The sequence below is a fragment of the Nodosilinea sp. LEGE 07298 genome (assembly GCF_015207265.1).
Taxonomy (GTDB): domain Bacteria; phylum Cyanobacteriota; class Cyanobacteriia; order Phormidesmidales; family Phormidesmidaceae; genus Nodosilinea.
Genome location: NZ_JADEXE010000012.1, coordinates 16129 through 31858, shown reverse-complemented (window position 1 = coordinate 31858; position 15730 = coordinate 16129). Strand labels below are relative to the sequence as shown.

Here is a 15730-nt window from a genome sequence, read left to right as displayed (position 1 = left end):
CTGACTACCCGTCATGCTCTTGCAGCCCAAAACCTCTACTGGGAACATCGCCTCCATTACTGGGGAGAAATTAGACAACAGGTTCAGCCCATCCTGAAATTGGCTTCGTCTTAACCACCGCTTGATCCAGAGAAACACCCATGCCTGAGTTTGAACAACTAAGAGACGATATTTCCACCTTGCCGACTACCGCTCAGCAGCTTGTAGTCGATTTCGTGGCGTTCCTTAAGCAACGCTATTCCGCCTCTGCGAGCCCTTCTCCTAAGCCCCTTGACTTGGACAATGAGCCGTTTGTAGGTATGTGGAGCGATCGCCCTGAGATGCAAGACAGCACGACCTGGGTGCGGCAAGTGCGGCAACAGCACTGGCGCAGTTGATATGGCTCAACTCCTGGTAGATACTGACATCCTCATCGATGTCGCCAACAACGACGCGATCGCTAAGCCCCGCCTCGCCTATGAAAGCCAGACATCCATCCTGGCGGTCTCTACGATTACCGTTATGGAACTGACAGTTGGATGTCGTAATAAAGCCGAACTACAGGCTTTGACCCGATTCCTGGCTCAGTTCCAGGTGCTGACTCTCACAAGCCAGGTCAGCGAACGTGCCACCCAACTACTGCAAGACTATTTCCTCAGCCATGGCCTGTTAATTGCTGATTCCTTGGTTGCTGCTACGGCGATCGAGAACCAAATTCCTCTCCTCAGCAAGAATCAGCGCGACTTTCGATTTATTCGAGCCCTTAACCTTCTGACCTACCCTGACATGCCTTGAGTACCGTCGATTCGAGGAACGAATGATGATGCAGGATGACTTCAATGTCATGGATTTACTGGACGATGACGCCTGGTTTGAAGCGTCGGCTCGTCGGGAAGAGTCGGTGGATTGTGAGGCGCTGGCAGGATACGGCTGGGGTTCCCACTTGGGGGCAGTGATGGCTAACCCCAAGGGTTACAGCCACTTTACCGAGCTGCGTTCCATGGTGATGCAAGCATGGCAGCAGCTGGTGACTGAGTGGGATCTGGGTATTGGGACAGAGGCGGCTGAAGTCAAGGGCCAGGAGTTGGTTATGGCGCGGCTTCATCAGCCCGAAGCTGATATTCAGGAAACTTTGATGGCGCTGCTGGAAGCGAAGCTCTCGAAACCGCAGGGGGAATGGGAGATGACCGAGACGGTTCACACCGAGATTCGAGCAGTTTTTGGCAAGGTGCTCTCCCAAGAGGATTGGAAGGCGATCGCGGAAAGCACCAGAGACAGCATCTATGCTCAGGTGCTCAAGCAGGAGCTATTTGCAGTTCCCCAGGCAAGCGTACAATCGGGGCTTAGCCACTGACCCCGTGGCCTATTTGGTTGCCCCACAAAACTTTGGTAGTGCATTTTAGTGCAGGGCAGAAGAAAAAACGGGATGACCTTGCTCTGCCAGCTTCTGTCTGATTTGGCGATTGTAGTCATGGATGAACAGCCAGATGGCTCCGCTGTGATTCTCGATCTTCTTGGAGAACGACAGGGTCTTCCTCACCAGTCGGGAAACCCGCTGCCTCAGCGTGTTGTTCAGGCGCTCGATATAACTGGTCAAGCCGCTGTCTTTGCCCACGGCCTCATGCTGTTTACTCGGAATGACCGTGACGTAGGCTTCCCAGAAGTCGGTATAGACCTTGGCGCATTGTCGATAGACTGCTGGAATAGACTGCCAGAGCGCCATGGCCGATTCCCGAGAACGATCCCCGATATGACACCCAAGGATTTCGCGGGTCTCGGCATCCATCGCTAACCAGACCCATTGTTTATTCCCTTTGTGACCCACAAATGACCACAGTTCATCCATCTGCACCCTCAAGGAACCTTCGGGTTTGGGTAACACCTCCGCCGTTTGAGGAACCGCTGCATAGACGGCATTGGCATGGGCTTGTAGCCAACTCTGTGACACCCTAGCGGCCCGGGCAATGCCCGCCAGTGGAATCTTCTCGTGTAACAGCCGATTCACGAGTGTCTTCGTCTCCTTCGGCTTCGGTTGCCATTGCGGATTGTCGACGAATTGACGCTCACAGTCCCGACACTTGTAGTTTTGTTTCCCTCGGTGGGTGGTGCCGTTCTTGGAGATATCGTGAGACCCACAGGTGGGACAGGTCATCTCAATCGTCATGGGACTGGCTTCCTTTTCATCGCGATGGCGTAGCCTGATTTTCCTCCGTCCCGTACACTTTGGAGTTTAGACTAAAGCGAATTTCCCCCTGCCGTCAGAGGGGAGAAATATCGACTACTCGAGGATGGTCCGAGAGCTAAGCGACGGTTTTTGAGGTTTTTTTAGGACGACTCGCGCGTTTTCTGACGGTGGGATAGCGAGGTTTGCGGTTACGCTTTTGGCCTTTGGGCCAGCCCGGAGACTTACCTCGGGGTTTGGGGGGAGTGGTCGGTGTCCCCAAACGGGCTAAAAGTGTGGCAATGGAATCAGCGACCCGTCCGGGGGTGAGGAGAGGCAGGGTTTTCTGCCAGGGCAGAGGGGAATCCTGTACGAGGTCTCGGGCGAGCCAGAGTTGCCAGGTCGCCAAGGGCATCAGATCGCTCCAGCGCTCGGCAGCTTTGGGTTCACCGAGTTTGGGCACCGTCCAGTGGAGGCGCTGCTTCAGGAATCGATACCAGTGCTCTAGGGCAAAGCGCCTGAGGTAGCGTTGCCACAGGTGCTCAAGGTCGGGCATCGTGTCGCCAACCCAGACTAACCACAACGGCCGAGTCGAGCGGGGCTGTCCGTCCTCGTCAAGCCGTTGCACCTGAATTAGGGTCATCGGATGCTTCGCTGCCTGGCGAAAATGCATCGGGTGCCAGCTGCGCACCCGCACCGACCCCAGTGTCGGATGCACGACGGTTAGCCCAGCGTCGGCCTCTCGCCAGGTCGCTGGGTCATTGAGCTTGAAACAGTCGCCATGGACTCGGGGCCGTCCGTGACCTGAATAGGGGGGCGGTGCCCCCCAGAGATTGCGATTAGAGCGCAGGCGCATCAGCTTGTCAGCCTGGATGTCCGCTGTTTTCAGCACAAAGCTGGCACAGCCATATTCGCTATCCCACAGGCTCAAGGGTCGATGGGGTAAGTGTTGGCACACTTGTCTGAGTTGAAAGGCGGCTAAGCTAATCGGGCTCTCCCAACTCGTGATGCGCTCATGGCGTAAGGGCAGCGCCCAACTGCCCTCGGTTTCAGGAATCCAGGCCACGGTGCTATACCCTTGCCCGAGACTTACCGGTCCCAGGTTCCCGCCGCTCTTGGCCTGATGCTCATGGGTGCGTTCCCGCAACCGCTTGGCCTCCGGGCGGGGCCACCCGGTATGGTCTCCTGCTAGAACAATGGGACCCTTGTTTGGAATTTGCTCTAGATACAGTCGCCTCAACCGCTGCCGTTGAGGGCGACTATCTTGGAGCGCTTCATAGGCACTCGACCACTGCCGTCGAAACAGAGGCGACTGCGAAAGTTCCGCAAAGCTATAGAGATGACGGGTCGTCAGTACCGCATCGACCAGCTCAAAGGTCGCGTCGTGAGCCCGGCCCAGATACTGATGGGCGCGGTGTCGGAATCCGTACAAGCTATTGTAGGTCATAGGCCATCACTGAGATTGGTTGTGCTTTCTCAGCTTCGGCTAAAAAGCTGCCTGAGCCTGGCTCAGGCCGCTTTTTTCTGTGGGCTTAGTCTAAACTCCAGGTACACTAATGCACTACCAAAACTTTAACCTCTGCGTCATTAAAGCTCTCCGTAAACCCCCGAAAAACCTCACCTCAGCCCCTACTTGGGCATCCTCTCGAACATCTCTTGACAAATCAGCGCTGAGCTTAACCTATCACCCATCGTTCAATAGAAAAAAACTGGGACATTCCAAGGGGCAGTTCAGGCGAACCGGGCGACTCAGATTGACAGTCTGGCCCTAAATTTGCACACATCCAACTGCTGGCCCGCAGTGGCACCGATGAGTCGGTGGCCCCCTGGGCAGCCCTTAACGCGGCTAAACCTCCCAAAACTGAATGTGATAACGATAGCCCTGTTCTGTTAAAAACAACTGGCGATGCTGGGCAAACTCCTCCTCACAGGTGCGCTGCGACACCAGCGTATAAAACTGAGCGCTGCGGCCATCCGACTTGGGCCGCAGCACCCGACCTAACCGCTGAGCTTCTTCTTGGCGAGAACCGTATTTACCAGAGACCTGAATCAACACATCGGCGTCGGGCAGGTCGAGGGCAAAGTTGCCGACTCGCGAGAGGATGAGGCCGGAAATCTCGCCATTGCGAAAACTGGCATAGAGGCGATCGCGCTCTGGCTGACTGGTCTTGCCGGTAATCAGGGGAAAGTCTACCCGCTGGGCGATGGCCTGGAGCTGATCCAGGTATTCACCAATAATTAAAATTCGGTGGCCAGCTTCTTGTTCCAGCACGGCTTGCACCACGTCTAACTTGAGGGGATTTTCGGCGGCGATGCGAAACTGGTACCGTCGTCCCGCCGTGGCGTATTCCATCTGCCGTTCCTTGGTTTGGGGAATGCGAATTTCTGTACAGTCGGCGGCGGCAATAAACCCCTGCCCCTCTAATTCACGCCAGGGCACGTCGTAGCGTTTGGGGCCAATCAGGGTGAACACATCCCCTTCTCGGCCATCTTCGCGAATTAGGGTAGCCGTTAGGCCCAGGCGACGACGGGCCTGGAGTTGGGCGGTGATGCGAAAGACAGGCGCGGGCAGGAGGTGAACTTCGTCGTAGATAATCAACCCCCAGGATTGCTGATCAAACAACCCCAGATGCAGAAAGTCGTCGTCTTGACTGGCCCGATAGGTGAGGATTTGGTAGGTGGCCAGGGTAACTGGCCCAGTGGCTTTTTGTTGACCGCTATACTTGGCAATCTGGTCGGCGGTTAGGGTGGTTTTATCCACCAGTTCCCGTTGCCACTGGTGGACGGAGGTGAGGCTGCTGGTGAGGATCAGCGTCTTTTGCTGGATCACCGCCATCGCCGCCATGCCCACCATGGTTTTACCCGCACCACAGGGGAGGACGATCACCCCGCTGCCACCCCTGGCATGCCCGGCCTGGTAAAACAGATCTGCCGCCGTTTTCTGGTAGGGCCGCAGGTGAAAGGGTTCGCCGCTGCGAGTGGTCGATAGGAGGTCTAGGGGCAACGCATCCCCCGTCAGATAACCGGCCAGATCTTCTGCCGGATAGCCTGCGGTCAGCAGCGCCTGCTTGAGAACGCCGCGATAGCCTAGGGCGATCGCAAAGGTGGTGGGCGACAACCGCTCTCCCAGCAGTGGCCCCACCTGCTCCTGGCGCTGCAGCAGTTCTGCCAGGGGTTGATCGGCGACCTGTAACAGCAAATCTCCACCCGTTCCCGCTTTCAGGGTGGTCAGGCCATACCGTTGACCGAGGGCTTCCAGTTCCTGGGCCACCGACTCGGGCATGGGGTATTTGGCATGGTCCTGAAGGGCCGCCACCATATCGGCAACGGGCATTCCGGCGGCGCGGGCATTCCAAATGCTGAGAGGACTGAGGCGGTAGGTGTGGATGTGTTCGGGGCTTTTGACCAGCTCCGCAAAGGGCGCGATCGCCGCCTGGGCCGCCTCGGCTTTGGGGGCGTGGACGTCGAGCAGAACGGTGCGATCGCTCTGGATGATCAGCGCATTGTCGGGGGAATAGGTCATCAGGCTCAAGATGGGAGTTGGGTGTCGGCGGCGCTGTGAATGATGCTCCGGCGATACTCTTCAATGGCGTACTTCCATTTCAGGGGGCTCATTGGCATGTGGTTTACGGTGGCGGCGAGATTCGCCAGACCAATACTTTCTACGCCGCCTGCCTGATAAGCATAGGTCTCAATATGAAAGATGTTGTCGTTCATGGTGCCTAGAACGGATCGATTGTTAGTTTTGGCCATAGACATATCTTCGATTTTCGACAGTGCGTATTGGATAGATGTTTCACTGAAACCTTCATGACTCAAAACGGCCATAAGGGCATTTCTAAGGACTTGAGCCAAATCCTGAAGGTCAGCTTTTTGAACTGGTCCTGCGAGGCAAGTCAGTCTCGATCGATCTTCGCAGAAGATGACATAAAAACGACGATCAAATGTGAAAACGTTGGCGTGCCAGTCATCAGACGTATCTTCGCTTGGAGGGGGAAGGCTGAGACCGGCTCGTCTAGCCAGTTTCGCTGTGCACTTGATACTGGGCATAATTTTTCGGTGACGCCTAACGCCGCGCTCTGCGGAGATTTAGGAGCGCTAGCGAGTAAATTTTCCGTAGCAGCGCCTCGTTAGGTGCTTATTGAGCATAAAATAACGCTTGAAAATCTTCAGATGCTAGGCCGTCTGAGTAGCCTACTATCTTATTCGGGTCGTCCTTTAGTATCTCTTGAGCAAACTTCTTAACTGCCCCAAGCATCTCCTTTCCAGGGGTTAGCTCTGTCCCATATTTCGCATACCACTCGTCTACAATACTGTTAGCCTGGGCAATATCTATTTTGCCTTCTTTATTTTTACCTAATTCTGGGCGATCTCGTAAGATAAAATTTGTCAATTTTCGTCGTGTCTCTTCTTCTAGCGAAGCGACTATCCTGTCATACTCTCCCTTAGCCTGTTCAACAGTGATTCCGTATACTTTTTGGATATTTTGTGGCGTGCAAAAATAGGACTCAATTTCTTGGAATCTTGTTACAAATAGCAATATACCTCTATTCTGACAATCTTCTTTTAATTTCTCTAATTCACGGTCTCCTTCGACTTTCTGATCTCTATCGATATGGAGAATAACTTTTGCTGTAGGAATTTGTTTTCTTACAAATCCCTGAAGAATCTTAGCGAACTCCACTTTTGTGCAACCTTCGTAGGAATGAAGAACAAACTCATCCTCAGGGAGGCCATTGGCTATTAAAAACTTTTTTATAAACTCTTTTTTCTCTGAAATATTGTCTACTTTATCTTCGGTAACAATAACGTATTTCAAATTTTTCTTAGAAAAGAGATAATCTGCATCAGCGGCTCCTATGTCGAGCAGGATATTGCTACCTTTTACATCATCCAACGCATTTCCTGATTGAAAATGAACCACTTTCGCTTCATTTTCTAAGGCTTCTAATATGTAGCGAGAGTGCGTGGAAAACACCACCTTCAACTCTGGGTTGTTCGCCAATCTCTTCACCAATTCATTAGCTAGTTCTTTCTGCTTGGTAGGATGAATATGCGAATCTGGCTCATCTAGAAGTACAATCTTTGGTGAAAAATATTCAATATAAGCAAATATCTGTATTACTTGGAGTAATCCGGTGCCAACCGAATCAAGAGGTAATCTGATACCACTTGAAGATACATACACATAAATGTATTCGGAAGCATGCTCATCAAAGTCTACGGATAAATCGACATCACTATAAACAGAGTTGACCGACTGAAGAAATGATGACCACTTATTTTCATCACTGTTTATTGTGTACAGAATATTTCTTAAGTAATTATTTGAATCCCCTCTTGTTGCGGATTTTTTAACTGCTATTGGTACCTCGTATTTTTCTAGAACTGGAATTCCTGCAATCCCTGGCACATATACGCAATATGGATTTTCTATTGAACACAATTCGTCTCCTAAGGCCTTGCCCTCCAATAGAGTTGTAAACCCACCATTTTTACCTCGAGATATTCTAAGTTTTGATTCGTTGCCATTATTCAAGGTAAACTCGATCCAATTTCGATCTTCTTTTCGTCTTGAACCCGATAGACGCTTTCCATGATATAAATAAGAAATATCATTAGTCGGCGTATACAGGAAATCTTTTGAGTCTAATGCAAGGGTTTTGGATTTACCTTTTACCCAGTTTGCACCTAGCAAATCAAGTGTCTGACAGGCAGAGGTTGCGAATTGGATTCCTTGTATAAAGCTGCTTTTCCCGGAATTGTTTGTCCCAATAAAAATGTTAATTGATGACAACTCAACTTCAACATCATCAATTTTTTTGAACTTCTGTATACGTATCTTCATCTATGAGATTTCTCTCCATACATCGGGATAGCTTCGGCACATAACAATCTTATTAGAGAGTTAATTTATATTAACCTTGACAGGGTAGATAGCGAGAAACCTTCTGCCTATCTACCTAAATCAGCAAGATCGCGAGAAACTTTCTCCATCTTTTCAGGTCTAGTGTCCATAAACTATTATGTGGTTTTTGCTACAGAGTTCACCCCTTCTTACTGAGCCGCCTACCCGACCAAGACCGGAGAAGTTGTTGGCATAGTTGAGAGAGTCATGGGGCCTAAAGCATCATGCACCGCACTATCCCTAACCCTTACTCATCGGCAAACTATACCCCAGCTTGCGCAACCCATTCCGAAACCGAGTCTCCTGATCTAACAACACCACCAAATGCCGCTCCCCTGCCAACTGACAATATTTCTTCGTGCGCGAGTCGTGGGCAATCTGTGCCGCCAAAGTCGCATCGGCGCATTCAATCAGTCGGGCCATCCCCTGATCTTGCAGACTCTGGGAACGGCTGCGGCAGTCGGCAAAAAACTGCTCGACGGTCTTGGGCAGAGCCTCAGCACTGACCTGGGTTAAAAAGTCGTAAAACTCCTGCAGCGAATGCCCCGCCTCAGCCGCTTTCAGGGCCACTTCTCGGTCCAGCTTCCAGACCGCATCCCCTGTTTGCCGGGTAAAGGTCTCCATCATCAAGAGTTCTGCCGGGTTGAGAGGCGCTCCGGTCATCACCACGTCGAGATTGGGCAACACCCGCAGGGTACTTTCAGTGGTAATAGGCGCGGCGGTGTAGGCATCGCTCAGCCCAAAACAAAAGGCTCCCAGAGGGGTGAGCCGGAATGCCAGCAAGCCATCGTAGCGACTCAAAAACGAGAGGTCATCGGCACCCCAGAAGCTATCAAAGTCGCCTCGGGGGGCATCGTAGGGCGTGATATAAGCCACATCCAGCAGCCCCAGGGTAGCGGCATATTCAAACAGAAAACACCTCATATAGGCATCTTGCAGAATGCTCCAGGAGCCTCCGGCCTCATACAGGTAGCCATAGCCAGGCTCGCTAATGTAAAGATTCTCGGGGTTACGGCTGACCTCGAAGGTCTGGCCACTGCCAATCATGTGGCGCTTGAGGTCATCATAGGTCACCCATTCTCCCACCGGACAATGCCCCAGCGCCTCTACAATCTGAGCCCGGCGACCGCTGACCGCCGTCAAGCTGCGCTTGGCCTTTCCGGTTTGACCTTTAATCGACTCCACCCGACGCAGCTCATCTAAAAAGGTGGTTTTGAGCCACTTCTTCCAGATCGCCTGAATGGTTTTCGCCGGGGCAGCCCCCATCGCCTTTTGGCCTGCCTTGGTCAGCTGCAGCTTCTTGCCATCTAGGCTGGCCAGTCCGCCCCCCTGCACCAGCATCGCCCAGGCAAAGGGCTTGATGGTGCCAATCGGGTCATGGCCAATGGGGCCATGGTTGTCGGGTTCATCGGCTTCGCTGTAGTAGTCGCCGCCCTGCAGGAGGGGGGCAATGGTGTTTAGCGTAGCCTTGCTGGGCATCAGGGTTTTGTCGCTGACGCTCACTTTACCCAGGTGAATCAGCCGCAGCACCGCCAGCAGGTCTTGCTGAGCCACTTGCTCCATGGGACAGCACACCACCGGCACCTCTTCCGCCGTCTCTACAGACTGACGCTTTTCATAATCGAAGGACCGACGTTCAACTCGAAAGGTTTGGGGCGGTTGTTCAGCGCTGGGCAGAGTGAGGGCCTTGGGCTCAGGGACAAAGGCACTGAGCTTGAGTCGCAGATCTTCGGGCAACAAATTCGAGACCGCATAGTTGCCGGTGGGGTAGAAAAACAGGTCAAGCTTGGCCGCTGGTCGCTTGTAGCTATACATGGAACTGCGATCGTGCCACTGGGGCAATGCCCCATATTTGGCCTTAAATTGCTCCGCCTGGTGGCGACCTCCGGTGCGATAAAGGGCTTCAGCCACGGCCGCCTGTTGCAGTTCGTCCAGGTCTTGCCACTGGATTTTCAAGCCAGGACCCAACAGGTAATTGGCTACGGCGTCCACAAGTTCCGCTTTCCGGGTCGGCTTGTCTTGAATTGGCAGTAGACCCAGCAGCTTCTTGATCTCATCTACAGTGTGGAAGTTCAAGCCTTCCTTAACGGTTTTGAGGTAAGTGGGGGTGGAGGTTGCCATGGGCCAGAATGATCAAGACGTTGTGTATCGTGTTTCAGCAGGTCGCCAATCGTGAACAATAGCTACAGGTTGGGGGGGTAGCGTGAATCCAGACGATTCCTCACCCGCGCCACGGCCTCATAATACCGCTATGATCGAAAGCCAGATACCCTTCTGAGCTTAGGGTGAGTTTACCCCATGATAAAACTTGCTCCGTTCAAAATCGGCGATTCAGTTGTCGTCAAAGCCCAGGTCACCGACCCTGACTTTGGCATTGATATTGGCGGCTGGCAGGGCCGCATCTCCGAGATTCAAGCCGATGACAATCTGGTCTGCATCGATTGGGATAGCCAAACGCTCAAGAAAATGCCTAGTAACTTCATCACCCAATGCGAAGAGCAAGGCTTTGGCTGGGAGCAACTTTATCTAGAGATGACTGAGGTTGAACCGGCGGAGGCACGAGACACTCCGGCGGAAGTCGCCAGAGTCTACGAGCAGTTGCAAGACAAACATGCCTTCGACCACCTCGGGCCAGAAGGAGTTGGTATCCGGCAAGTACTGGCCAGCGTTGATTCGAATAATGAGACTGCGATGTGGCACGCCTGGGAGAATCATCTGCAGACCTGCCTAAGCTTTCCCTTTGAGGCGGAAATCGCAGAGGTTCAAGAACGAGGATCTTTGCAAGTGGGCCAGAAGGTCATGGCGCAAGGGATGCTCAGCGTCGATGATTTGTACGGCATTCTGGTTGGGGTTAAACGTGACGGTCGAATTTATCACCTCCCGCTATGTGACTTAGAAGTCACGAATTTGAAATCTGCTAATTACCAGCCCGTCAAGGATTATGTTGTTTGGTTTGCCAATCGGTAATTGGCGATCATCCATCGTCGCCTCGGTGACATGAGCCTGGCCTTGAGCACAAATTTGCGGATGACTAGAGAGAAGCCACTGATTACAATAGAACGTTAGTATCAGCCTTTAGTCTGGCGGTCAGGGCCATGGGTGAACAGCCGGCCGAATATTTACAGGGTGTGGTGGAGCGATTAACGTTCCACGCGGCAGAGTCTGGCTACACCATTGCGCGCTTCAAGGTGCCGCGCACCTCAGAACCGGTCACCGTAACGGGCAGCTTTGCCAACATTCAACCGGGGCAAACCCTGCACTTGACGGGGCAGTGGCGGAATCATCCCAAATACGGCGAACAATTCCAGGTCTTTAAGTATCGCGAGACCAAACCCGCCACCCTGACGGGCCTCGAAAAGTATCTGGGCAGCGGTCTAATTAAAGGTGTGGGTTCGGTCACCGCCAAACGAATTGTGGCCCACTTTGGCTTAGACACCCTCGACATTATTGAACATGACATCGAACGCCTGCAGGAAGTGCCCGGTATTGCCCGCAAGCGGGTAAAGCTAATTCAAACCGCCTGGGAAACCCAGAAGGTGATCAAAGAGGTGATGCTCTTTCTCCAGGGCCATGGCGTATCCACCACCTATGCCGTCAAAATCTTCAAACAATACGGAGAAGATGCGATCGAGATTGTTAGCCGCAATCCCTATCAACTGGCTCAGGATGTCTATGGTATTGGCTTCATCACAGCAGACACCATTGCTCGAAACCTTGGCATTGCGCCGGGGTCACCCTTTCGGTACCGCAGTGGTCTGGTGCATGTCCTAAATGGAGCGGCTGAGGAGGGCCATTGCTTTCTACCCCAGGAAGACTTGGTGAGCCAAGGGGTCAAATGTCTCACGCTGGAGGATCACCATCCCGACCCGCAGGTGCTCACCACCCTGATTGCAGACATGGCCCAGACCGGAGAGTTAGTCACCCAGGCTCAGGACGACAGTCTGGTCTGCTACGCACCCGCGTTTTACCAGGCGGAACGACACCTGGCGGCGCGGGTGCAGACCCTGTTAGGGGAACCGCTTGAGGTCGACAGTCCCCGGGTCAAACGCTGGATCGATCGATTTATCGCCGCCACGGGCCTGCCCCTCTCGGAGGAACAACGGCAGGCGGTGGCCCTGGCCAGCAGCCAGCGGGTTTGCATTCTCACCGGGGGGCCGGGGACTGGCAAAACCTTTACCACCCGCACCATCGTGGCCCTATGGCAGGCCATGGGGAAGTCAATGGCCCTGGCCTCCCCTACCGGACGGGCGGCCCAGCGCCTGAGTGAGATCACGGGCAAAGAGGCAAAAACCATTCATCGGCTGTTGGAGTTTGACCCAAGTACGATGCGGTTCAAACGGGATACCGAAAATCCGCTGCCGGTGGACGCGGTGGTGGTGGACGAAGCCTCAATGCTGGATTTGTTTTTGGCCCACTCCCTATTCAAGGCCATTCCTCCTACGGCTCAGCTCTTGCTGGTGGGCGATATCGACCAACTCCCCAGTGTGGGGGCGGGCAACGTGTTGGGGGATCTAATGGCCTCCAAACAGGTGCCGGTCATCCGACTCACCCAGGTGTTTCGCCAGGCCCAGGCCAGTCGCATCGTGCAGAATGCCCATGCCATTAACCAGGGGCAATATCCGGCCCTAGAATCGGTGTCAGCTTCCCCAGTCACCGATTGCCTGTGGCTGGGGGCACCAGAACCCGAGGATGGGGTACAGGGCATCCAGGATATCCTTCGAAATCTGATTCCCAACCTGGGCTTTGACCCGGTCAGAGATATCCAGATGCTCTGCCCCATGACCCGCGGTGCCGTGGGCACACGCAACCTGAACCAGGTGCTGCAGGGGGTGCTCAATCCCCCTGGACCAGACAAAGCTGAAATCAACCGGGGCGGGCTGACGCTACGGGTCGGTGACCGGGTCATTCAGCAGGTGAATGACTACAACCGGGATGTGTTTAATGGCGATCTGGGAACCATTACCGCCATCGACTTAGAGGAGCAGGAGGTGACCGTTCAGTTTGAGGCGCGCAGCGTCACCTATGATCGGGCGGACCTGAATGAAATTACCCTGGCCTGGGCGGTGACGATTCATAAAAGCCAGGGGTCAGAATATCCGGTGGTGATTCTGCCAATCTACATGCAGCATTACTTGATGCTGAGCCGTAATCTGCTCTATACCGGGCTGACCCGCGCCAAGCAGTTGGCCATTCTGGTAGGGCCAAAGAAGGCGATTGGCCTGGCAGTACGACAGGTAAAGGCACAGGAACGATACACCCTGCTCAGTCAGCGGTTAGCAGGCCAGGTAAGTCAGCCTGTGTTTTCCATACATGGCCTCAGTTCGAAATAGCCAAACTGCGCTTTCAGGAGGTCTTCAGGCAGATCGCTGGAACACTGTCCAGCATTTGATTGATCTTGCTGCGTCTGTCCATACCTAAACTTGGGGCTCTGGCAGCTTCAGCGTGCCAAATTCAGGTGACCAAAACTCCCCACGACTTTGAAAAAAGGCAACCTCCTTGCATTTGCCGCGACGATGTTCAACCAGAGAACAGCGCAGCATGACTTTGTCTTGCCCATCTTTGGTGTAGGTATAGCGCTCTAGTAGGGCACCGCACACGGGGCAGGGATGATCGGTAAACAATTCTGAATTGGTAGCCTGGCGCTGGGCCTGGGGCAGTTCGTAGCGTTTGGCCTTGGCATTCCAAAACATCACCGTACCGCAGGCCGCGCCGGAGCATTTGAGGAAGTGCTTGGCTTTCATCTTCTTGGAACGGGAGGGGACTTTGGCCATTGCCTCGCCGCAGGTGGGGCACTTGGTTTTGGTTGGTTGTCCGTTGGTGGGTTTAGTCGTGGGGGCTGGCGATCGCTCAGCAGGCATTGCTCCCGATGTCGGGGAATGCTCGGCGAAGGTCGAGAGGGAGAGAAGTTGGGATTTGGCTTGGGCGATCGCAGGCGCAAAATATCCCCGATTCCAACCAATCAGGTAGGCCTGCCAGTCTTGTTCTCCCGTTGCGATCGCATCCAAGGCCGTCTCCATCTGCGCCGTAAACTCCGGCTGAATCAAATCCGGCAGTAGCTTCTCCAACGCTCCATCCAGCTCCAGTCCCAATGCCGTCGGCTGGAGCTTGCCCTGAAGCAGGCCCACGTATTCTCGCTGCCGCAGGGTTTTGATGGTCGGCGCATAGGTGCTGGGGCGACCAATCCCCTTTTGCTCCATCACCTTCACCAGCTTGGGTTCGCTGTAGCGGGGCGGCGGCTGAGTCTGCTTGGCATCCGCCTGGGCCTGGTCAAGTTGGAGTCCTTGCCCCTGGCTCAGGGCAGGCAACACCGAATCTGCACTGAGGTTATTCCAGTAGCGGGTGTACCCGGCAAATTCCAGCACCTGGCCTCGCGCTTCCCAGTAGGCGTCGCCGGACTGGGTGACGATGCGCGTTTTGCGCAGGCGGGCTGGGGCACATTGCGAGGCCACCGCCCGATTCCAGATCAGCTCATAGAGCCTGGCTTGGTCGGAGGAGAGTTCTCCCTGAAGCTGCTGGGGGAGGTGATTGACCTCCGTGGGGCGAATCGCTTCGTGGGCCTCTTGAGATCCCTTGATGGCCCGGTGCTGGGTGGTTTTACGCGGCACGTTGGTGGAATCGTGCAGCTGGAGGTACTGACGCACCGATTCACAAAAGGGCGCGGAAAGAATCACCGAATCGGTGCGCATGTAGGTGATGTGGCCCTTTTCGTAGAGCGATTGGGCCACCTTCATGGTGTGCTCAGGGCTGAAATGGAGTTTGGAGCCAGCGGACTGCTGCAAGGTCGAGGTAATGAACGGGGCCGGAGGCGATTGGGTAGTCTGTTTGCCTTCGATATGCAGAACTTGGTGGGAGTGAGTTTGGGCGATCGCCACCAGTTCATCCGCCCGCTCCTGGGAGGTCACCCGCTCCGATTCTTTGTCCGCCCCTTTGTCTTCGGCATCTTTGCCCGCAGCCTTTCGCTGGAGCTTGGGACTACTGCGGTAAAAGGCCTTGAACCCTTCTCCGTAGATAACCCAAACGCTCCAATAATCCTGGGGCGTAAAAGCTTGAATCTCTCGCTCCCTTACACAAAGCAGGTGCAGCGTCGCGCTCTGGACTCGCCCCATAGATTTTGCGCCATTGTTCAGGGGCCAAACCACATGGCGACTACCGGTATAGCCCACCAGTTTATCAAGGCAATCCCGAGCGCGTCCGGCGGCGACGAGGTCTTGGTTGAGGGTACGGGGATGGGCGATCGCCGCCCTCACCGCCTGGGGCGTAATCTCGCTGTAGACCACCCGCTGAGGATTGCGGAGATTCAGCGCCTGCTGCAGATGCCAGCCAATGGTTTCGCCTTCGCGATCGGGGTCGGTGGCGATGTAGACCCGGTCGGCGGCTTTGACCGCCTGCCGGAGTTCGGCGAGCACCTTTTTGGCACGGTCATCTCGGGGCTGGTAGCGACAGTCGATGGAGCCTGCCCCCAAGTCAAAGCCCAGAGCATCGTCACCATCGTTAGCGAGTTCGCGCACATGGCCCATACTGGCCTTGATCACCCAGCCTGACCCCAGGATTTGCCCCAGCTTCTTCACTTTGCCGGGGCTTTCAATTAGCAGCAAGTTTGGCATAGTCACCTCATCGTTGCCTTCAACCTAAATAGTACACTTGAACTTTCAAAAGACTTCAGCCGCGTCTCAATGCGAAAC

12 protein-coding genes are annotated in these 15730 nt (G+C 54.2%); 5 read left to right on the top strand and 7 right to left on the bottom strand.

What is annotated here, in order from left to right:
- Nucleotides 1-140 precede the first annotated feature (140 nt).
- The 3 genes from IQ273_RS03100 to IQ273_RS03090 are packed head-to-tail and all read left to right on the top strand — an operon-like array spanning nt 141 to nt 1333.
- Nucleotides 141-377 carry a DUF2281 domain-containing protein gene (locus IQ273_RS03100; protein ID WP_194021712.1) on the top strand — a complete coding sequence of 79 codons (237 nt, stop codon included), beginning with the start codon at nt 141-143 and terminating at the stop codon, nt 375-377.
- 1 nt (nt 378) lies between these two features.
- Nucleotides 379-774: a type II toxin-antitoxin system VapC family toxin gene (locus IQ273_RS03095; RefSeq protein WP_194021711.1), complete on the top strand. Its 396-nt coding sequence runs from the start codon at nt 379-381 to the stop codon at nt 772-774.
- A gap of 25 nt (nt 775-799) precedes the next feature.
- Nucleotides 800-1333 (top strand): hypothetical protein, encoded by a 534-nt coding sequence (locus tag IQ273_RS03090; RefSeq protein WP_194021710.1) that lies wholly within the window; start codon nt 800-802, stop codon nt 1331-1333.
- Nucleotides 1334-1378: 45 nt separating this feature from the next.
- On the opposite strand, the gene IQ273_RS03085 is transcribed toward IQ273_RS03090, so the two are convergent.
- The 6 genes from IQ273_RS03085 to IQ273_RS03060 form a co-directional block, all read right to left on the bottom strand.
- Nucleotides 1379-2131: an IS1 family transposase gene (locus IQ273_RS03085; protein ID WP_194021730.1), complete on the bottom strand. Its 753-nt coding sequence runs from the start codon at nt 2129-2131 to the stop codon at nt 1379-1381.
- Nucleotides 2132-2279: 148 nt separating this feature from the next.
- On the bottom strand, nt 2280-3587 hold the full coding sequence (locus tag IQ273_RS03080; RefSeq protein WP_194021709.1) for an NF041680 family putative transposase: 1308 nt from the start codon (nt 3585-3587) through the stop codon (nt 2280-2282).
- 399 nt (nt 3588-3986) lie between these two features.
- Nucleotides 3987-5663: a DNA repair helicase XPB gene (locus tag IQ273_RS03075; RefSeq protein ID WP_194021708.1), complete on the bottom strand. Its 1677-nt coding sequence runs from the start codon at nt 5661-5663 to the stop codon at nt 3987-3989.
- A 5-nt stretch (nt 5664-5668) separates the two neighbouring features.
- Complete coding sequence (locus tag IQ273_RS03070) at nt 5669-6190, bottom strand: DUF6933 domain-containing protein (RefSeq protein WP_194021707.1); 522 nt, start codon at nt 6188-6190, stop codon at nt 5669-5671.
- Between the two features lie 88 nt (nt 6191-6278).
- A complete protein-coding gene (locus tag IQ273_RS03065) occupies nt 6279-7988 on the bottom strand; it encodes an ATP-dependent endonuclease (RefSeq protein WP_194021706.1) in 1710 nt (569 codons plus the stop codon).
- 300 nt (nt 7989-8288) lie between these two features.
- Nucleotides 8289-10169, bottom strand: coding sequence for a hypothetical protein (locus tag IQ273_RS03060; RefSeq protein WP_194021705.1), 1881 nt, complete (start codon nt 10167-10169; stop codon nt 8289-8291).
- Between the two features lie 177 nt (nt 10170-10346).
- Here IQ273_RS03060 and IQ273_RS03055 point away from each other — a divergent pair, with 177 nt between their 5' ends.
- The gene (locus tag IQ273_RS03055; RefSeq protein WP_194021704.1) at nt 10347-11015 is read left to right on the top strand and encodes a calcium-binding protein; all 669 of its coding nucleotides are present in this window, start codon (nt 10347-10349) and stop codon (nt 11013-11015) included.
- A gap of 128 nt (nt 11016-11143) precedes the next feature.
- The gene (locus IQ273_RS03050) at nt 11144-13378 is read left to right on the top strand and encodes an ATP-dependent RecD-like DNA helicase (RefSeq protein ID WP_194021703.1); all 2235 of its coding nucleotides are present in this window, start codon (nt 11144-11146) and stop codon (nt 13376-13378) included.
- A gap of 84 nt (nt 13379-13462) precedes the next feature.
- Here IQ273_RS03050 and topA read toward each other — a convergent pair whose 3' ends face one another.
- A complete protein-coding gene (gene topA / locus IQ273_RS03045; protein WP_194021702.1) occupies nt 13463-15652 on the bottom strand; it encodes a type I DNA topoisomerase in 2190 nt (729 codons plus the stop codon).
- Nucleotides 15653-15730 lie beyond the last annotated feature (78 nt).